Here is a 19,292-nt window from a genome sequence, read left to right on the forward strand (position 1 = left end):
GAACCGGGCGAACCGGGCGAACCGGGCGAACCGGGCGAACCGGGCGAACCGGGCGAACCGGGCGAACCGGGCGAACCGGGCGAACCCGGGCGAACCCGGGCGAACCCGGGCGAACCCGGCCGAACCGGGCCGACCCGGCCGCGGCGAAGCGGCGAACCCCGTCGAATGACGAAGGGCCTGATCCGGCATCGCGCCGGATCAGGCCCTTCGTACGTCTACGGTTGCACGACACCGGCCGCGACGGCGCGCCGGGCGCCGCTACAGGGCCCCGGCGTGTCGCGACACGCCGACAGCCGCCTCGATCAAGTCCAGTTCTGCGTCGGCACGTGATCGCGGTGGCCCTTGATCTTGTTGCCTTCGTCGATGAACACGAGCTTCGGCTTCCAGCCGGCCTGCAGCTCGGCTTCGTCGACCATCGCGAACGCCGCGATGATCACGAGGTCGCCGAGTTGGGCGCGGCGGGCGGCCGAGCCGTTCAGCGAGATCATCCCGCTGCCGCGCTCGCCCTTGATCGCATACGTCGAGAAGCGCTCGCCGTTGTTGATGTTCCAGATGTCGATCCGTTCATTTTCGACGAGGTTCGCCGCTTCGAGCAGGTCTTCGTCGATCGCGCACGAGCCTTCGTAATGCAGCTCGCAGTGCGTGACGGCCGCGCGGTGGATCTTCGATTTGAGCATATGGCGCTGCATGGTATCTCCGTGATGCGTGAGAGGCGAGGGCGGGCGGCCCGTCAGATTTCCAGGTTGTCGATCAGGCGCGTCGCGCCGAGCTTCGCGGCCGCCAGCACGACGAGCGGCTCGCCGGCTTCGAGCTCGGCGGCGCTCGGCGCGATCAGGTTCGCGCGGCGGCGGATCGAGATGTAGTCGGGCGCCCAGCCGCGCTCGGCCAGGTGCGCGCGCGCGGTCTGCTCGAGCTTGCCGAGGTCGCGTTCGCCGCCGAGCACGCTGTCGCGCACGCGCTGCAGCGTCTTCGCGAGTTCGGGCGCTTCCTTGCGCTCGTCGGTCGTCAGATAGCGGTTGCGCGACGACAGCGCGAGGCCGTCCTCGTCGCGCACGGTCTCGGCCGCGATGATGTCGACCGGCAGCGCGAGCTGCTGGCACATCCGGCGCACGATCATCAGCTGCTGGTAGTCCTTCTTGCCGAACACGGCGACGCGCGGCTGCACGCAGGACATCAGCTTCGTGACGACCGTGCACACGCCGGCGAAGAAGCCGGGGCGGAATTCGCCCTCGAGGATCCCGCCGAGGTCGTCGGGCGGCAGCACGCGGTACTCCTGCGGCTCCGGATACATGTCGCGCTCGGTCGGCGCGAACAGCACGTAGACGTTTTCCCTCTGCAGCTTCTCGATGTCGTCCTGCAGCGTGCGCGGATATTTGTCGAAATCCTCGTTCGGGCCGAACTGCAGCCGGTTGACGAAGATGCTCGCCACGACCGGGTCGCCGTGCTGGCGCGCGAGGCGCATCAGCGACAGGTGACCTTCGTGAAGGTTGCCCATCGTCGGCACGAACGCCGTGCGGTTCTGGCCGCGCAACTGGTCGCGCAGTTCCTGGATCGAGCTGATGACTTTCATGATCGGGTAGCGGGTTCCTCGCGCATGCGCGCGTTGGCGCCGCAACAGCGGCGTCGGGGTCGAAGCGGAGAACGCCGGCGCGCGGGCGGCGCATCGGGCGTCGGCGGATTGTAGAGGATTTGGCCGCCGGGCGCATCGAAAAAAGAACGATCGTTCATTTTTTAATCGGGCATGCCGCTGGCCGGCCGCGCGGGCGGGGCCCGGCGGCGCAATGCGGTGTGCGGAGATGCGCGGCGGTGTGCGGGACCGGCGCGGACGCGGCGGCGCGCCTTACGCGGGCAGGTAAGCGAGGCGCACGTAGATCGGCGCGAACGGTTCGGCCTGCGTGATCTCGAGGAGCGATTCGCGCGCGAGCTCGAGCATCGCGATGAAGTTCACGACGACGACCGGCACGCCGCGCGACGTGTCGAACAAGTCGGCGAACTCCATGAAGCGTGCGTTCTGCAGCCGGCGCAGGATCAGGCTCATGTGTTCGCGCACCGACAGCTCCTCGCGGGAGATCTTATGGTGCTGGACGAGCTTCGCGCGCTTGAGCACGTCGGCCCACGCGGCGCGCAGGTCGTTCGAATCGACGTCCGGGAAGCGCGGCGTGGTGCTCTGCTCGATGTAGACATCGGCGCGCAGGAAGTCGCGGCCGAGCTGCGGCAACTGGTCGAGGCGCTGCGCGGCAAGTTTCATCTGCTCGTACTCGAGCAGGCGGCGCACGAGTTCCGCGCGCGGATCCTCGGCTTCCTCGCCGGTGTCGGCCTTCTTGACCGGCAGCAGCATCCGCGACTTGATCTCGATCAGCATCGCGGCCATCAGCAGGTATTCGGCGGCCAGCTCGAGGTTCGACGTGCGGATCTGGTCGACATAACCCAGATACTGCGCGGTGACCTGCGCCATCGGGATGTCGAGCACGTTGAAGTTCTGCTTGCGGATCAGGTACAGCAGCAGGTCGAGCGGGCCTTCGAACGTCTCGAGGAAGATCTCGAGCGCATCCGGCGGGATGTAGAGATCCTGCGGCAGCTTGAAGAGCGGCTCGCCGTACAGGCGCGCGAATGCCGCGACACCGTCGACCGTGTCGGGCGTCGAATCGGCGCCCGCGGGCGCTGCGATCGCGTCGCCCTGCCGGGCGGCGCTGGCCTCGTCGGCGGCGCTCACGTCGTCAGAAGTTCTGGTAGTAGACGTAGGACGTTTGCTTCACGCGCGATTCCTGCTGCTCGGCGCGCTCGTCGAGGTCGATGGGCTGCTTGTCCCACAGCAGGGAGCGGCCCTTGCGTTGCTCGGCTTCGAGCGTCGGCTTCTGTTGCTTGAGCTGGTTCAGGAATTGCGTGACGTCGGACAGGTACGGCATGGCTTGGCTTTCCGTTTCGGGGGCGCACGGTGCGCCGGATTCTCGATGGCGGGATTTTACCGCATCGCGGGGAACAGCCGGCGGCAATCGCGCGTCGAATCCGCTGGCCGGCGCCTGTGGCGCGACGGGCGGGGGTGACCGGCCCGGCGTGACCGGCCGGGCGCGTCGTTGCGCGCAAGCGTCAAAGCGGCGCCCGCGCGGGCAGGGGCGGCGCCCTGTGGTCAAATACAGGGCTTTCCACGAAACCATGACAACCGAGGGCGAGGTCATATTTGGCGGGTCAGGCGAACCAGCAAGCACATCCGGCGCATGAGCCGCGACCGCGGGGACCGCGCGCGGCCCGTCACGCGGGTGATCGCGCACGGCGCGGCATCGCTGCCGCGGCCCGGGCTGCCCTCGCGGGGTGTCTCGCCGCGTGCGTCGTAATGCCGGCCTACGCGAAGTACGATGTCGACATCGACGCGCCACGCTCGATCCGCAAGCTCCTCAAGGCCCATCTCGACATCGCGCGCTTCGCGAAGCGCGACGACATCAGCGACGACCAGTTCGACTTCCTCGTGACCGCCACGCCGCAGCAGGTTCGCGACCTGACCGCGACGGCCGGTTATTTCTCGCCGGTCGTGCGCACCGACGTGCGCACGCACGACGGCAAGCGCGACGTGCGTGTCGCCGTCGATCCGGGGCCGCAGACCGTCGTGTCGACGGTCGACCTGACGTTCAAGGGCCCCGTCGACACCGAGGATCCGAAGCAGGAGGCCGCGACCCGCTTCGCGTTCTCGCTGAAGCCCGGCGATCCGTTCACGCAGTCCGGCTGGGACACCGCAAAGGGCGAGGCGCTCAAGCAATTGCAGTCGCGCCGCTACCTGGGCGCGAAGATCACGTCGTCGGAGGCGCGCATCGATCCGCGCACGCAGCGCGCGACGCTGGCCGTCGCGTTCGACAGCGGCCCGACATTCACGATTGGCAAGGTTGACGTCGACGGCGTGCGCCGCTATCCGGAGAAGATCGTCACGAACGTCAACCCGCTGTCCGAGGGCGAGATCTACGACGCGCGGCGGATCACCGAGCTGCAGCGGCAACTGCAGAACACGCCGTACTACGCGAGCGTCGCGATCGACGTCGGCGACGATACGTCGAAGCCCGAGCTCACGCCCGTGCACGTGAAAGTCAGCGAGTTCCCGTACAACAACATTCGCGGCGGCGTCGGCTACGCGACCGACACGGGCCCGCACGTGCAGGGCTCGTACACGTACCTCGACACGTTCGGCGCCGCGTGGCCGTTCACCGTGTCGGGCCGGGTCGACCAGATCCAGCAGTTCGGCCAGGTGCAGCTATCGATGCCGCCCGGCCAGAAAGGGTGGACCAACAGCGTGCTCGCGTCGTACACGAACACCAACGTGTCGGACACGCGCATCTACAGCGCGCGGATCGGCGCGCAGCGCACGCGCACCGGCCAGTTCATCGACTACGCGTATTCGCTGATGTACTACCAGGACCGGCTCGACCAGAACGGCGCGGGCCCGACCACGAGCCGCGCGCTGGTGCCGCAGTGGTCATGGACGCGCCGCAACGTCGACGATCCGCTGTTCCCGCGCTCGGGCAACCTGATCCATGCGGAGGCCGGTTTCGCGATCAAGGGCGTGCTGACCGACCAGACCTTCATCCGCGGTTACGCGCGCGGCCAGCAGTACGTGCCGATCGGCAAGCGCGACCTGTTCGTGTTCCGCGCGGAGCTCGGCGGCGTGTTCACGAGCGGCAGCTCGACCGGCGTGCCGGCGTCGCTGCTGTTTCGCGCGGGCGGCTCGAACTCGGTGCGCGGCTACGGTTACCAGAGCATCGGCAACAGCGTCGACGGCTCGGTGCTGCCGACCAAGTACCTGATGACGGGCACCGCCGAATACCAGCATTGGTTCAACCACGACTGGGGCGCCGCGACCTTCTTCGACATCGGCACCGCGACCGATGCGTGGGGCGAGAAGGTGTTCTACCCCGGTGTCGGCATCGGCGCGCGCTGGCGCAGCCCGGTCGGCCCGATCAACGTCGACGTCGCGTACGGGCTGCGCAACCACAGCGTGCGCCCGTACCTGACGCTCGGCATCGCTTTCTGACCTTATTGCCCGATCCACGACGAACCGCATGACGAAGGACCCGAACGACACGCCGCCGCCTCATGATCCGGATTCGCCCGAGCGCGTGCCCGACGCGCCGCCGCGCGCACCGCGCCGCGCGCGGGCGGGCCGGGTCGTCGCGTGGACGCTCGCGACGGTCGTGCTGCTCGTCGTGCTGGCGCTCGGGCTCGTGCTGGCCGCCGCGACGACCGAGCGCGGCACGCGGCTCGCGTGGCAGACGGCCGTGCGCGTGCTGGGCGGTCGGCTCGCGGGCACGCTGGAAGGCGGCGCGCTCGCGACCGGCGTGCGGCTGCGCGGCTTCGCGTGGACGAGCCCCGGCGGCGCCGGCACCGAAGTGCGGATCGACCGGCTGGATGGCCGCTGGGCGCTGACCCGCGCGCCATGGCGGCTGTCGGTCGCGTACCTGCGCGCGGGCACGATCGACGTGCGGATCGTGCCGGGGCCGTCGAAACCGGCCACGACACCGCAGGACCTGAGCCTGCCGCTGCAGGTGCGGATCGACGACCTGCGCGTCGATCACCTGGCGATCCACGAAGGCAGTTCGACGACGCAGCTCGACCATCTCGCGCTGAACGGCCGCAGCGACGGCCGTCACCATGAACTCGCGCTCGACGGCGTCGACACGCCGTATGGCGCGCTCACCGCGCGCGCGAAGCTTGACGGCGTGAAGCCGTTCGCGCTGACGGGCAACGCAACCTACGTGGGCAAGCTCGCCGACGAGCCGGTCAACGCGAGCGCGAACGTATCGGGTTCGCTCGAAGCGCTGGTCGCCGACGTCGCCGCGAGCGGGATGAAGCTGAACGGGCGCGCGCACGTCGAGGCCGCGCCGTTCGGCGCCGTGCCGCTCACGCGGGCGTCGATCGCGTTCGAGCACGTGAACCCGCAGGCGATCTCGCCGGGCGCGCCGGCCGCCGATCTCGCGGTGCGCGCGGAGCTGGCGCCCGTGACTGTGCCGGCCGGCGCCGCACCGGCGAAGGGCTTCGCGGTCACGGGCCCCGTGTCGATCGTCAACGCGAAGCCCGGCTTGCTCGGCGAGCACCTGCTGCCGGTCGTCGACGCACATGCGACCGTGAATCTCGACGCGCACGCGCAGCGGATCGACGGCCTCGCGCTGAAGCTGATCCGCGATGGCAGCGTGACCGGCGGCGGCACGCTGACGGGCGGCAAGGGCCGCTTCGACCTGCAGGTCGCGAACCTCGACCTCAATGCATTCGTCTCGCAATTGCGGCCGATGCGGCTCGGCGGCCCGCTCGGCGTGACGCTCGCCGGCGACGTGACGACCGTCGACTTCAACCTGAACGATCCGAAGCTCGCGCTCGGCGCGCGTGCGAAGGTCGCGCTGACGGCGCAGCAGACGGTGCTGACCGATGCGCGCGTGACGGCTGGCAAGGGCCGTATCGACCTGACGGGCGTGTTCCGCCACGACGCGCATTCGAGCTACGACGCGAAGGCGACGCTGACGGCGTTCGATCCGCTGCTGCTCGCCGCGATGAATGCGCCGGGGGCGGCTGGCGGCAAGCCGGCCGCAAAAACGGCGGCAAAGCCGGCAAAGACGGCGAACGCGGCCAAAGCGACAACCAAGGCGCCGGTCAAGCACGGCGAGACGCGCGTGTCGGGCACGCTGACGGCCTCCGGCGCGTTCGCGCCGCAGGTGTCGACGAAGGCGACCTTCAAGCTCGGCGACAGCCTGTACGACGGCGTGCCGCTGACCGGCGCCGGCGTCGTGCAGCTGGCCGGGCCGCGGATCCTGCCGAGCAACGCGACCCTGTCGATCGCGGGCAACCACGTCGACCTGCGCGGCAGCTTCGGCGCGCCGGGCGACCGGCTGCGCTTCGTCGTCGATGCGCCGCAGCTCGACCGGCTCGGCTTCGGCATGCAGGGGCTCGTGCAGGCGCAGGGCGAGCTGACCGGCAGCTTCGCGCATCCGAACGTGACGGGCACCTACAAGGCCCAGCACGTCGTGGTCGGCTCGAACCGGATCGGCGCCGCGCAGGGCCGCGCCGACATCCGCGACGGCGCGCACGGCGCGCTCGTGTTCACGGCAGACGCGACCGACCTCGCGCTCGGCTCGCTGCAATTGAAATCGCTGCGCGCGAACCTCGACGGCACGCGCGCGAAGCACACGCTCGCCGCATCGGCGATGGGGATCGCCGACGGCCGCGTGATCGACCTGACGCTCGCGGCGAACGGCGGCGTGGTCGAGAACCGCGACGGGATGCGCTGGGACGGCACCGTCACGCGCCTCGCGAACCGCGGCACGCCGGCGCTCGCGCTGCAGGCGCCGCTCACCATATCGGCCGGCGCCGGCCGCGTGACGCTCGGCGCGACGCGGCTCACGCTCGAAGGCGCGGCGATCGACCTGAAGTCGTTCGTGTTCGATCACGGCCAGATGCGCTCCGCAGGCTCCGTGCGCGATGCATCGGTCGCGCGTTTCCTCGAGGTCCGCCAGGCGCTGACGGGCCAGCGGCCGCCGGTGCGCACCGACGTCGTGCTCGATGCCGACTGGGACTTCTCGCTCGGCGCGAATGCGACCGGCCACGTGCAGATGAAACGGCGCGGCGGCGACGTGACGATCGAGAGCGGGCGCGGCATCGCATCGCTCGGGCTGACCGACCTGTCCGCGCGCGCGACCTTCGCCCCCGGCAACCGGCTCAACGTGGTGGCGCTCGCGAAGGCGAACCGGATCGGCTCGCTCGCCGCGAACGTCACCGTCCCGTTCGCGCTGCGCGACGGCGTGGTCGGCATCGTCGACGACGGCCCGCTGTCGGGCCGCATCGACGCCGACATCCCGTCGCTGAAGGCGACCGGCAACCTGTTCGGGCCGAGCTACCTGCTCGGCGGCCGTGCGGCGCTGCACCTGACGGTCGCGGGCACGCCGGTGAAGCCGAACGTGTCGGGGATGCTGACGGGCGATGATCTGTCCGCGACGCTCGTCGACCAGGGCGTGCAGCTGAAGGACGGCATCGTGCGCGTGAAGCTCGCGGAGAACCTCGTCGAATTCCAGCAGGTCGAGTTCCACGGCGGCGACGGCACGCTGCGCGCGATCGGCCGCGTGCGTCTCGACGGCGCGGCGCCAGACCTGACCGCGAGCATCGTCGCCGACAAACTCGAGCTGTTCGCGGCGCCGGACCGCAAGCTGTCGCTGTCGGGCAAGGCGACCGTCGCGAACGACGGGCCGCGCGGCGCGCTGGCGATCGACGGCAAGTTCGTCGTCGACCGCGCGCTGTTCGACCTGCCGGAGGACGGGGCGCCGCATCTGTCCGACGACGTCGTGATCGTGCGCCCGGACGGCACGGTGCGCGGCGACGTGCAGACGGGCACCGCGGTCGCGAAGCCGCCGAAGGTCGACGAAAAACCGGCGCCGTCGCTCGCGCCGCGCGCCAACATCGACATCGGCCTCGGCAACGACTTCCGCTTCCGGGGCCACGGCGCGGACCTCGGGCTGCGCGGCACGATCACCGTGATGAGCGCGCCCGGCGTGCCGCTGCGCGCGGTCGGCAACGTGCGCGTGACGGAGGGGTCGACCTATACGTCGTTCGGCCGCAAGCTGGCGGTCGAGAACGGTTTCTTCACGTTCAACGGCCCGGTGTCGAATCCGGGCATCAACATCCTCGCGATGCGGCGCAACCAGGAGGTCGAGGCTGGCGTGCAGGTTATCGGCACGATCCAGTCGCCGACGGTCAAGCTCGTGTCCGAGCCGAACGTCACCGACAACGAGAAGCTGTCGTGGCTGCTGTTCGGTCACGGCACCGACCAGGGCAACAACGTCGGCCAGCAGAATGCGATGACCGCCGCGCTCGCGCTGCTCGGCAGCGCGACCGGCAAGCGTGTCGCGCAGAGCATCGGTCTCGACGAATTCTCGATCGGCCGCAGCGACGTCGGCCTGACCGATTCGCAGGTCGTGCAGATCTCGAAGGCGATCAACGAGCGCTTCGTGCTCGGTTACGAGCAAGGGCTGCAATCGGCGAGCAACGCATTCAAGGCGACGATCAACCTGACGCGCTTCTGGTCGGTGTCCGCGTATGGCGGCACGTTCCAGGGCGTCGACCTGAACTACACGCGGCGCTTCGATCGCTGGTTCAGTCAGCGGTGATGAAGGGGGCGGGCCGGCCACGCCATGAAAAAAGCCCCGCACGTATCGTGCGAGGCTTTCTTGCTCAGTTAGCGACGTGTGCTGCTTACTTCACGCGCATGCCGGGCTTCGCGCCGCTGTGCGGTTCGAGGATGTAAAGGCCCGGTTCGGCCTTCTCGTCGGCCGCCGACGCGGCGAGCACCATCCCTTCGGACAGCCCGAACTTCATCTTGCGCGGCGCGAGGTTCGCGACCATCACCGTCAGCTTGCCGACGAGCTGCTCGGGCTGGTAAGCCGACTTGATGCCCGAGAACACGTTGCGGGTCTTTTCCTCGCCGATGTCGAGCGTGAGCTGCAGCAGCTTGTCCGAGCCTTCCACGGCCTGGCACGCGACGATCTTCGCGATGCGCAGGTCGACCTTCGCGAAATCGTCGATCGAGATCGGACCGTCGTCGGCACCGTTCGCGGCAACCGCCTTCGCGTTGGCCTTGGCGTTCTTCGCGTCCTTTGCAGCGGCGTTGGCCGCGCTCGCGCCCGCGGCAGCGGCGCCCGCCGCGTCGGCCTGCAGCGAATCGCGGTTCGCGGCGAGCAGCGCGTCGATCTGCTTCGGATCGACACGCGTCATCAGGTGCTGGTACGCCTTGATCGGCTGCGCCGACGACAGCGGCTTCGCGGCGTCGGCCCACGTGAGCGGCGCGACGCCGAAGAAGGCCTCGACGGCTTCGGCCACGCGCGGCATCACCGGCTTCAGCGCGAGCGACAGCAGGCGGAACGCCTCCAGGCTCACGCTGCAGGTTTCGTGCAGCGCGACCGCGTTGGCCGGATCCTTCGCGAGTTCCCACGGCTTCGCACCGTCGACGTACGCGTTCACTTCGTCCGCGAGTTCCATCGTGTGGCGCAGCGCGCGGCTGTATTCGCGTCCTTCGTAGTGCGCGGCGATCGACGCAATCGCATCGCGCAGCTTCGCGACGAGCGGATGGTTCATCGCGCTGTCCTGCACGCGGCCGTCGAAACGCTTGATCAGGAAGCCGGCCGCCCGGCTCGCGATGTTCACGTACTTGCCGACGAGGTCGCTGTTCACGCGCGCCTGGAAGTCGTCGAGGTTCAGGTCGATGTCTTCCATCGTCGCGTTCAGCTTCGCGGCGAAGTAGTAGCGCAGCCATTCGGGGTTCAGGCCGGTGTCGATATAGCTCTGCGCAGTGATGAACGTGCCGCGCGACTTCGACATCTTCGCGCCGTCGACCGTCAGGAAGCCGTGCGCGAACACGTTGGTCGGCGTGCGATGGCCCGAGAACTCGAGCATCGCCGGCCAGAACAGCGTGTGGAAATACAGGATGTCCTTGCCGATGAAGTGGTACTGCTCGGCCGTCGACCCCGCGCGGATCCACGCGTCGAAATCGATGCCCTCGCGGTCGCACAGGTTCTTGAAGCTCGCGTAGTAACCGACCGGCGCGTCGAGCCACACGTAGAAATACTTGCCGGGCGCGCCCGGGATCTCGAAGCCGAAGTACGGCGCGTCGCGCGAGATGTCCCAGTCGGCGAGCTTGGCTTCACCGGCGTCGCCGAGCCATTCGCGCATCTTGTTGGTGGCTTCCGGCTGCGCGAGGCCGCTGACCCATTCGCGCAGGAACGACTCGCAGCGCGGGTCGGACAGGCGGAAGAAGTGGTGCGTCGACGTCTTGCGCACCGGCGTCGCACCCGACACCACCGAGTACGGGTTCAGCAGTTCGGTCGGCAGGTAGGTCGAGCCGCACACTTCGCAGTTGTCGCCGTACTGGTCCTTCGCGTGGCACTTCGGGCACTCGCCCTTGATGAAGCGGTCCGGCAGGAACATTTCCTTGACCGGGTCGTACGCCTGCTCGATCGCGCGCTCCGCGATCAGGCCGTTTTCCTTCAGCGCGAGATAAATGTTCTCGCTCAGCACGCGGTTCTCGTCCGAGTCGGTCGAGTAGAAGTTGTCGAACGACACGCCGAAGCTGTCGAAGTCGCGCTTGTGCTCGGTCCACACGCGCTCGATCAACTGCTTCGGCGTGAGGCTTTCCTTCTCGGCGCGCAGCATGATCGGCGTGCCGTGCGTGTCGTCGGCGCCGATGTAGTAGACCTCGTGGCCGTGCATTCGCAGCGTCCGCACCCAGATGTCGGTCTGGATGTACTCGACCAGGTGGCCGATATGGATCTGGCCGTTGGCATAGGGCAGTGCGGACGTAACGAGGATCTGGCGGCGGCCTTGCGGCGCCGTAGCCTGCACGGAAGTCAGGTCGGATGCGGACATAGGGTCTGTAGAAGAACGGCGGAAACGACGGAAACTGCGATTCTAGCAGGGGCGCGCGCCGGTCAGCCGGGGCGGGTGTTCCGGAGCGGGCGCCGCGAGGGGCGACAGGGCGGAGGACGCGTGCCCGGTAGTGGAATGCTGCGGCGCAGCACACGATTTTCGGGCAAAAAAAACCGGGGCGGATACGGCCCCGGAGCAACAACGACAAGAGGAGAATGGTGACGCGCCGGCAGCGCCAGCCGCGTACCGTAAAGACAGACCGCAGGCCGCGACGGAAGTTCGAAATTTTTTTCGATTTGTTACGGACCCTGCTGCAAGCCTTGTGCGGCGGGGCTGTGCGCGTGGCGCACGGCCCCGTTCCCTCTCGTGGCGATGCTTACTGATGCTGCTGCGGCGCGCGCAGGTAGATCTCGACGCGGCGGTTTTGCGCACGGCCGGCGTCGGTCGCGTTGTCCGCGATCGGGTTCGACGCGCCCATGCCCTGTGCCGACAGGCGGCCGCCCGCGACGCCGCGCTGCCCAAGTGCGTTCACGACGCTTTGCGCACGGTTCTGCGACAGCGTCTGGTTCAGCTGCGCCGAACCCGTGCTGTCCGTGTAGCCGACGACCGAGCCCGTCAGTTGCGGGTTCTGGTTCAGCGTCGTCGCCAGGTCGTTCAGCAGCGGCGTGAAGGCCGGCGTGATCGCGTACTGGTTCGTCGCGAACGTCACCGAGCTCGGCACGTTCAGCTTCAGCGAGCCGTCCGGCTGCTCGGTCACTTGCGTGCCGGTCTGGGCGGCCGACGGTGCGAGCTTGTTCTTGATCGCTTGCCAGTTGTAGCCGGTCACGCCGCCGACCAGGGCGCCGACGCCTGCGCCGATCGCCGCGCCCTTGCCGCCACCGGCCAGTGCGCCGATGCCCGCGCCGAGCGCCGCACCGGTGCCGGTACCGACAGCCGCGTTGTTGCCTTGCTGCGTGGCGCAGCCTGCCAGCAATGCGCCGGCCAATGCGAAGACGGACAAGCGGGTCGCGATTTTCATGTTCATCTTGGATTCCTCTCTTTCTTGGTTGAACGAGTCGACAACGACGACAAACAACAGTTACGGCTGCCACCACGGGCGCCCGAAAAAGGTGGGCAGGCCCGGGCTCGCGGCAGCCGCCGAGGCGGCTGCATGCCCTGTTCGCCAGCGTGGCTGTTACGGACAGGGTGACGCGTCAGCCTCTACAATATAGGCGGTTGGCGGCCGATTTGGCCCCATAGCATGCCGCACGCGAAGAGTGCGCCGCCGCGCGCGTTCGCGCAATGGCGTGCAACAGATTCTTTCACTTTTCCCGATTTTCGCAGCGTAATTTGATATTTTTTGACGTTTGCGCGGGAGAAAAACGTTTTCACGGAGTTTCGATGAGCATTGACCGGGCACAAGTCGACGCCGCGCTGGCGGCTGTCGTCGACCCCAATACCGGCCGTCCGTACGCGGCGAACAAGGGCGTGCGCAACGTCGCGATCGACGGCGACGCCGTGGTGGTCGACGTGGTGCTCGGTTATCCCGCGCGCAGCCAGCACGACGACGTGCGCGCGCGCATCGCCGCTGCGCTGAAGGCCGTGCCGGGCGTGCGCGACGCACGTGTCGCCGTGTCGCAGGAGATCGTCGCGCACACGGTGCAGCGCGGCGTGAAGCTGCTGCCCAACGTGAAGAACATCGTCGCGGTCGCGTCGGGCAAGGGCGGCGTCGGCAAGAGCACGACGGCCGTCAACCTCGCGCTCGCGCTCGCCGCGGAAGGCGCGTTGGTCGGCATCCTCGACGCCGACATCTACGGTCCCTCGCTGCCGACGATGCTCGGCATTCACGGCCAGCGCCCCGAGTCGCCGGACAACCAGTCGATGAACCCGCTGGTCGGCCACGGGCTGCAGGCGAACTCGATCGGCTTCCTGATCGAGGAAGACAATCCGATGGTGTGGCGCGGCCCGATGGCGACGTCGGCGCTCGAGCAACTGCTGCGCCAGACCAACTGGCGCGAGCTCGACTACCTGATCGTCGACATGCCGCCGGGCACCGGCGACATCCAGCTCACGCTCGCGCAGCGCGTGCCGGTGACGGGTGCCGTGATCGTGACGACGCCGCAGGACATCGCGCTGCTCGACGCGAAGAAGGGCCTCAAGATGTTCGAGAAGGTCGGGATTCCGATCCTCGGCATCGTCGAGAACATGAGCATCCATATCTGCTCGAACTGCGGCCACGAGGAGCACATCTTCGGCGCGGGCGGCGCCGAGCGGATGGCGCAGGATTACGGCGTGAACGTGCTCGGCAGCCTGCCGCTCGACATCGCGATCCGCGAGCGCGCCGACAGCGGCACGCCGACGGTCGCCGCCGAGCCGGACGGCGCGCTGGCGCGGCGCTACCGCGACATCGCGCGCGGCGTCGCGCTGGCGATTGCCGAGCGCGCGCGCGACATGACGTCGAAGTTCCCGTCGATCGTTGTTCAAAATACGTAAAACCCTTGCGGGGCGGGGCCTCACGCTGTTTACGGCGCCGCGAGGCGCGGTATCATGGCGACTTTTCCCGGGTCCCTTTACCCACCCGGCATGGCGGCCGTATCAACAGCCGCCAGCCGGCATGAGGATCGAATGAACCAACGACATCACGGCGTGCGCGCCGGCCGCGCGCGGCGCGCGCTGCTGGCCGCCGCCGCGCTGGGCCTCTTGGCCGGCTGTACCTCCTTTTCCTCGTCGCACGAAAAGCGCGCCGACGCGCAGTTGCAGCCGACGGTCGGCTCGCAGGCACGCGGCGCGGTGACGTTCGTCGAACGCCCGGACGGCGTCCAGGTCACGTACAACCTGGTCGGCCTGCCGCCGAACAGCGACCACGCGCTGCAGGTGCACGAGCGCGGCGACTGCAACGCGGGCGACGGCTCGAGCGCCGGCCCGGTGTTCGCGCCGGCCGCCGAGCGGCTGCGCGCGGGCGCGCGGGTCGCCGGCGATCTCGGCAATATCCATGCGGACGCGAACGGCGTCGCGGCCGGTTTCATTGTCGCGCCCGATCTGGCCCTCGATGGCGTGCGCTCCGCGCTGAACCGCGCGGCGCTGGTGCACCGCGACCCGAGCGATCCGATCTTTTCGCAGCATGGCGCGGGCGCCGCGCTCGCGTGCGGCGTGATCCGTTGACTGCCGCCGCGTGCGCGAGCCGATGATCGCGTAAAATGTGCGCCTTTCCCGGCCGCCGCCTCGCGGGTACGGCCGTCACCGACTGTCACGCAGCGTTTCCAGGCGCCCCGATATGAAACGACCCCAACGCTCACCTTGTTCGCTGCCCTCCGACGGGGCGGTCAGCCTTCCTGGGACAGCCCGGCGGAGGCTCGCATGAGCATCAAGTCCGACAAGTGGATTCGGCGCATGGCCGAAGAACACAAGATGATCGAGCCGTTCGTGCCCGGTCAGGTTCGCGCGTCCGAGGACGGCCGCCGGATCGTCAGCTACGGCACGTCGAGCTACGGCTACGACATCCGCTGCGCGGACGAATTCAAGATCTTCACCAACATCAATTCGACGATCGTCGATCCGAAGAACTTCGACGAGGGCTCGTTTGTCGATTTCAAGGGCGACGTGTGCATCATCCCGCCGAATTCGTTCGCGCTGGCCCGCACCGTCGAATATTTCCGCATCCCGCGCACCGTGCTGACGGTCTGCCTCGGCAAGTCGACGTACGCGCGCTGCGGGATCATCGTCAACGTGACGCCGTTCGAACCCGAGTGGGAAGGCTACGTCACGCTGGAATTCTCGAATACCACGCCGCTGCCCGCGAAGATCTACGCGAACGAAGGAGTCGCGCAGGTGCTGTTCTTCGAAAGCGACGAGGTGTGCGACGTGTCGTACGCCGATCGCGGCGGCAAGTATCAGGGTCAGCGCGGTGTCACGCTGCCGAAAACCTGATCTGGTTGCATATCGTCTCACCGGTTTCCGGGTGACCGCTGCGCGTGACGCGCCGCGGTCGTTCTTTTTGGAGAATCGCCCATGAAGTTTCGTTTTCCCGTCGTCATCATCGACGAAGATTTCCGCTCCGAGAACATCTCGGGCTCCGGCATCCGGGCGTTGGCCGAAGCGATCGAGAAGGAGGGCGTCGAAGTCCTCGGCCTCACGAGCTACGGCGATCTGACGTCGTTCGCGCAGCAATCGAGCCGCGCGTCGTGCTTCATCCTGTCGATCGACGACGACGAACTCATGCTCGGCGAAACGGGCTCGGACGGCGAGTTGCCCGAGCTGGCCACCGCGATCATCGAGCTGCGCGCGTTCGTGACCGAAGTGCGCCGCCGCAACGCGGACATCCCGATCTTCCTGTACGGCGAGACGCGCACGTCGCGGCATCTGCCGAACGACATCCTGCGCGAACTGCACGGCTTCATCCACATGTTCGAGGACACGCCGGAGTTCGTCGCGCGCCACATCATCCGCGAGGCGAAGGTCTATCTCGACTCGCTCGCGCCGCCGTTCTTCAAGGAGCTGGTCAAATACGCGGACGAAGGCTCGTACTCGTGGCACTGCCCGGGCCACTCGGGCGGCGTCGCGTTCCTGAAGAACCCGCTCGGCCAGATGTTCCACCAGTTCTTCGGCGAGAACATGCTGCGCGCGGACGTCTGCAACGCGGTCGACGAACTCGGCCAGCTGCTCGACCACACGGGCCCGGTCGCGGCGTCCGAGCGCAACGCGGCGCGCATCTTCAGCGCGGATCACCTGTTCTTCGTGACCAACGGCACGTCGACGTCGAACAAGATCGTCTGGCACGCGACGGTCGCGCCCGGCGACATCGTGCTGGTCGACCGCAACTGCCACAAGTCGATCCTGCACGCGATCACGATGACGGGGGCGATCCCGGTGTTCCTCACGCCGACGCGCAACCACTTCGGCATCATCGGGCCGATCCCGCGCGACGAATTCAAGCCGGAGAACATCCGCAAGAAGATCGAGGCGAACCCGTTCGCACGCGAAGCGCTGCGCGAGAACCCGGACCTGAAGCCGCGCATCCTGACGATCACGCAGAGCACGTACGACGGCGTCGTCTACAACGTCGAGATGATCAAGGACCTGCTCGGCGACCTGCTCGACACACTGCACTTCGACGAAGCGTGGCTGCCGCATGCGACGTTCCACGACTTCTACCGCGACATGCACGCGATCGGCGACGGCCGTCCGCGCACGGGCGCGCTCGTGTTCGCGACGCACTCGACGCACAAGCTGCTCGCGGGCATCTCGCAGGCGTCGCAGATCGTCGTGCAGGATTCCGAGAACCGCACGTTCGACAAGCACCGCTTCAACGAGGCGTACCTGATGCACACGTCGACGAGCCCGCAGTACGCGATCATCGCGTCGTGCGACGTCGCGGCCGCGATGATGGAGCCGCCGGGCGGCACCGCGCTCGTCGAGGAATCGATCGCCGAGGCGATCGACTTCCGCCGCGCGATGCGCAAGGTCGATGCCGAATATGGCGACGACTGGTTCTTCAGCGTGTGGGGCCCGGACGACCTGTCGGAAGAAGGCATCGGTTCGCGCGAGGACTGGATGCTGAAGCCGAACGACCACTGGCACGGCTTCGGCCCGCTGGCGGAAGGCTTCAACATGCTCGACCCGATCAAGGCGACGATCATCACGCCGGGGCTCGACGTCGACGGCGAATTCGGCGAGACGGGCATTCCGGCCGCGATCGTCACGAAGTACCTGGCCGAGCACGGGATCATCGTCGAGAAGACCGGCCTGTACTCGTTCTTCATCATGTTCACGATCGGCATCACGAAGGGCCGCTGGAACTCGATGGTGACCGAGCTGCAGCAGTTCAAGGACGACTACGACAACAACCAGCCGCTGTGGCGCGTGCTGCCGGAATTCGTCGCGCAGCATCCGCGCTACGAGCGCGTCGGCCTGCGCGACCTGTGCACGCAGATCCACGACGTGTACCGTGCGAACGACATCGCGCGCCTGACGACGGAGATGTACCTGTCGGACATGGAGCCGGCGCTGAAGCCGTCGGACGCGTTCGCGAAGCTCGCGCACCGCAAGATCGACCGCGTGCCGCTCGACGAGCTCGAAGGCCGCGTGACGAGCATCCTGCTGACGCCGTACCCGCCGGGCATTCCGCTGCTGATCCCGGGCGAGCGCTTCAACAAGACGATCGTGAACTACCTGCGGTTCGCGCGCGACTTCAACGAGCGCTTCCCGGGCTTCCATACCGACATCCACGGCCTCGTCGCGGAAGAACTGAACGGTCGCGTCGAGTACTTCGTCGACTGCGTGCGCGACTGATGGCGACGCAGGGACGAATCCGGACGATGCGCGCGGCGCTGGCCGCGCTCGTCGTCTGGGCCGCGTGGTCGGCAGGGCCGGCGGGGTTGAATGCCGCGCAGGCGGAAGTGGCGGCGGCCGCCCCGATCGACGTCGCGATGCGGCAGTGTCTCGCGCGGCGCGACCGGTCGTCGACGGCCGGCCAGATCGAGTGCATGGGCGAGGCGCAGCAGCAGTGGCAGACGGTGATGGACCGCGCGTACCAGCGCCTGTCCGACGATGCGCCGGCCGACGTGAAGCGCGGCTGGCAGGACAGCCAGCGCCACTGGGTCACGTGGCGCAAGGATGAAATTCAGCTGCTGAAGGCCGTGTACGACACGACGCGCGGCACGGCATACGCGATGTCGAGCGCCGACATGCAACTGCAGCCGGTGCGCGATCGTGCGCTCGCGCTGCGCGCGGCGGCCGACCGCTATGCGCCGCCGCCTGCCGCCGTGCCGGTGGCCGCCACGAGCGGTGCGCAGGGCGGTGTGAGCGCGGCGCCGGGCGCCGCCGCGGCAGCCGGCGGGAAGCCTGCGAACGCGCCGCGCGATCCGGCGACCGGCCGGGTGCGGCCGTGCGTGCAGGATGCCGCGTGCGAGCATGCGCTGTTCGACTTGAACCGCTATTACCAGAAGCTGCGCCGCAAGATGCCCGCGCATTCGGCCGCGACGCTCGTGCGCGCGCAACGCGCATGGGTCGCGTTCCGCGATGCGACGGCGCCGCTCGTCGGCGAGGACGGGCGCGTCGACCTGATCGGCGCGCGCATCGCGACGATGAAGCGGCTGTCGGAGACGGCTGGCAACAAGTAGGCATCGCCGCGATGCCGGTCATCCGGCGCGGCAACGCAAAACGGGCACCCGAGGGTGCCCGTTTGCATGTGGCGTGCCGCGTGCGGCGCTTACGCGGATTGCTGCGTGTCGAGGCGGCCGAACCACGACGGCACGAGCGCGACCGCATCGTCGAGCGATGCGAGCACGTGCAGGCTCAGCGCGACGATCTCGGGCGTCGGCGCCTTCAGGTCGGGCACGGTGACGACCGATGCGCCGGCGCCGGCGGCCGACAGTGCGCCGAAGTCGCTGTCCTCGAATGCGACGCACGCGTGCGCCGGCACGCCGAGGCGCTCGGCCGCGAGCCGGTACACGGCCGGGTCGGGCTTGCCGCGCGCGACTTCGTCGCCGCCCGCGATCGCGCGGAAGAACGGCAGCACGCCGACCGCGTCCAGCCGTGCACGGATCACGTCGCGCGCGGACGATGACGCGACCGCGCACGGAACGCCGGCCTGCGCGAGCGCCTCGAGCAGCGCGAGCGCGCCCGCTTTCAGCGGAAACTTCGGATGGGGTTCGGGCGCGGCGAGCTGTTCGCGCACGAGGATGCGCACGGCGTCGAACGTGCCGGTGTCGCCGATCAGCCGCGCGAGAATCACCTGGCCTTCGGCGAACGAGCGCCCGACGATCTGCAGGTAGTCGATCTCGGTCAGCGTGACGCCGTGTGCGCTCGACACGTCGATCCACGTGTTCATGATGGTCCGCTCGGAATCGACGAGCAGGCCGTCCATGTCGAAGAGCGCGGCGGAGAAGGTCATCGGCGGTATCCGGGAAGCGGGGCAGGCAATGGGCGGCGCGGCG

15 protein-coding genes are annotated in these 19,292 nt (G+C 68.4%); 7 read left to right on the forward strand and 8 right to left on the reverse strand.

Translation table 11 applies throughout. The features are described 5' to 3' along the window. From SB786_RS12625 to SB786_RS12645, 5 genes are all read right to left on the reverse strand, one after another. On the reverse strand, positions 1-189 hold a 189-nt coding region (locus SB786_RS12625), incomplete at its 3' end, for a hypothetical protein (RefSeq protein ID WP_410727744.1). 113 nt (positions 190-302) lie between these two features. Then, positions 303-689: an aspartate 1-decarboxylase gene (gene panD, locus SB786_RS12630; protein WP_006754524.1), complete on the reverse strand. Its 387-nt coding sequence runs from the start codon at positions 687-689 to the stop codon at positions 303-305. A gap of 41 nt (positions 690-730) precedes the next feature. After that, entirely contained in the window at positions 731-1,570 is an 840-nt protein-coding gene (gene panC / locus SB786_RS12635) for a pantoate--beta-alanine ligase (RefSeq protein ID WP_410727745.1), read from the reverse strand. Between the two features lie 270 nt (positions 1,571-1,840). Continuing rightward, a complete protein-coding gene (locus tag SB786_RS12640) occupies positions 1,841-2,713 on the reverse strand; it encodes a segregation and condensation protein A (RefSeq protein ID WP_410727746.1) in 873 nt (290 codons plus the stop codon). A 4-nt stretch (positions 2,714-2,717) separates the two neighbouring features. Beyond that, a complete protein-coding gene (locus SB786_RS12645; protein WP_410727747.1) occupies positions 2,718-2,906 on the reverse strand; it encodes a DUF3460 family protein in 189 nt (62 codons plus the stop codon). A gap of 272 nt (positions 2,907-3,178) precedes the next feature. Between SB786_RS12645 and SB786_RS12650 the strand changes: the two genes are divergently transcribed. Next, positions 3,179-5,014 (forward strand): autotransporter assembly complex protein TamA, encoded by a 1,836-nt coding sequence (locus SB786_RS12650; protein WP_410727748.1) that lies wholly within the window; start codon positions 3,179-3,181, stop codon positions 5,012-5,014. Positions 5,015-5,042: 28 nt separating this feature from the next. After that, complete coding sequence (locus SB786_RS12655; RefSeq protein ID WP_410727749.1) at positions 5,043-9,128, forward strand: translocation/assembly module TamB domain-containing protein; 4,086 nt, start codon at positions 5,043-5,045, stop codon at positions 9,126-9,128. A gap of 85 nt (positions 9,129-9,213) precedes the next feature. Here the strand turns inward: SB786_RS12655 and metG are convergent, their stop codons facing one another. Next, positions 9,214-11,379 (reverse strand): methionine--tRNA ligase, encoded by a 2,166-nt coding sequence (metG, locus tag SB786_RS12660; RefSeq protein WP_410727751.1) that lies wholly within the window; start codon positions 11,377-11,379, stop codon positions 9,214-9,216. A gap of 376 nt (positions 11,380-11,755) precedes the next feature. After that, the gene (locus SB786_RS12665) at positions 11,756-12,403 is read right to left on the reverse strand and encodes an OmpA family protein (RefSeq protein ID WP_410727752.1); all 648 of its coding nucleotides are present in this window, start codon (positions 12,401-12,403) and stop codon (positions 11,756-11,758) included. Between the two features lie 356 nt (positions 12,404-12,759). Here SB786_RS12665 and apbC point away from each other — a divergent pair, with 356 nt between their 5' ends. The 5 genes from apbC to SB786_RS12690 all read left to right on the forward strand — a co-directional run bounded on the left by apbC (position 12,760) and on the right by SB786_RS12690 (position 18,476). Beyond that, positions 12,760-13,851 (forward strand): iron-sulfur cluster carrier protein ApbC, encoded by a 1,092-nt coding sequence (gene apbC, locus SB786_RS12670; protein ID WP_410727753.1) that lies wholly within the window; start codon positions 12,760-12,762, stop codon positions 13,849-13,851. A gap of 132 nt (positions 13,852-13,983) precedes the next feature. Continuing rightward, a complete protein-coding gene (gene sodC, locus SB786_RS12675; RefSeq protein ID WP_105787525.1) occupies positions 13,984-14,520 on the forward strand; it encodes a superoxide dismutase [Cu-Zn] in 537 nt (178 codons plus the stop codon). Between the two features lie 195 nt (positions 14,521-14,715). Next, positions 14,716-15,285: a dCTP deaminase gene (gene dcd, locus SB786_RS12680; protein ID WP_059782675.1), complete on the forward strand. Its 570-nt coding sequence runs from the start codon at positions 14,716-14,718 to the stop codon at positions 15,283-15,285. Positions 15,286-15,366: 81 nt separating this feature from the next. Continuing rightward, positions 15,367-17,646, forward strand: a complete 2,280-nt coding sequence (locus SB786_RS12685) for an arginine/lysine/ornithine decarboxylase (RefSeq protein WP_006762462.1) — start codon at positions 15,367-15,369, stop codon at positions 17,644-17,646. Further along, the gene (locus SB786_RS12690; RefSeq protein WP_410727754.1) at positions 17,646-18,476 is read left to right on the forward strand and encodes a lysozyme inhibitor LprI family protein; all 831 of its coding nucleotides are present in this window, start codon (positions 17,646-17,648) and stop codon (positions 18,474-18,476) included. The genes SB786_RS12685 and SB786_RS12690 overlap by 1 nt, the downstream gene beginning before the upstream one ends. An 89-nt stretch (positions 18,477-18,565) precedes the next feature. On the opposite strand, the gene SB786_RS12695 is transcribed toward SB786_RS12690, so the two are convergent. After that, on the reverse strand, positions 18,566-19,249 hold the full coding sequence (locus SB786_RS12695; RefSeq protein ID WP_410727755.1) for an HAD family hydrolase: 684 nt from the start codon (positions 19,247-19,249) through the stop codon (positions 18,566-18,568). Positions 19,250-19,292 lie beyond the last annotated feature (43 nt).

The sequence above is a fragment of the Burkholderia sp. SIMBA_062 genome (genome assembly GCF_046534765.1).
Lineage (GTDB): Bacteria > Pseudomonadota > Gammaproteobacteria > Burkholderiales > Burkholderiaceae > Burkholderia > Burkholderia ambifaria.

Bases quoted from the DNA above. Each gene is read 5' to 3' on its own strand.
- SB786_RS12655 (WP_410727749.1), top strand. From the start codon at position 5,043: ATGACGAAGGACCCGAACGACACGCCGCCGCCTCATGATCCGGATTCG.
- SB786_RS12690 (WP_410727754.1), top strand. From the start codon at position 17,646: ATGGCGACGCAGGGACGAATCCGGACGATGCGCGCGGCGCTGGCCGCG.
- SB786_RS12695 (WP_410727755.1), bottom strand. From the start codon at position 19,249: ATGACCTTCTCCGCCGCGCTCTTCGACATGGACGGCCTGCTCGTCGAT.
- SB786_RS12665 (WP_410727752.1), bottom strand. From the start codon at position 12,403: ATGAACATGAAAATCGCGACCCGCTTGTCCGTCTTCGCATTGGCCGGC.
- SB786_RS12645 (WP_410727747.1), bottom strand. From the start codon at position 2,906: ATGCCGTACCTGTCCGACGTCACGCAATTCCTGAACCAGCTCAAGCAA.
- SB786_RS12685 (WP_006762462.1), top strand. From the start codon at position 15,367: ATGAAGTTTCGTTTTCCCGTCGTCATCATCGACGAAGATTTCCGCTCC.
- dcd (WP_059782675.1), top strand. From the start codon at position 14,716: ATGAGCATCAAGTCCGACAAGTGGATTCGGCGCATGGCCGAAGAACAC.
- apbC (WP_410727753.1), top strand. From the start codon at position 12,760: ATGAGCATTGACCGGGCACAAGTCGACGCCGCGCTGGCGGCTGTCGTC.
- metG (WP_410727751.1), bottom strand. From the start codon at position 11,379: ATGTCCGCATCCGACCTGACTTCCGTGCAGGCTACGGCGCCGCAAGGC.
- panC (WP_410727745.1), bottom strand. From the start codon at position 1,570: ATGAAAGTCATCAGCTCGATCCAGGAACTGCGCGACCAGTTGCGCGGC.
- panD (WP_006754524.1), bottom strand. From the start codon at position 689: ATGCAGCGCCATATGCTCAAATCGAAGATCCACCGCGCGGCCGTCACG.
- sodC (WP_105787525.1), top strand. From the start codon at position 13,984: ATGAACCAACGACATCACGGCGTGCGCGCCGGCCGCGCGCGGCGCGCG.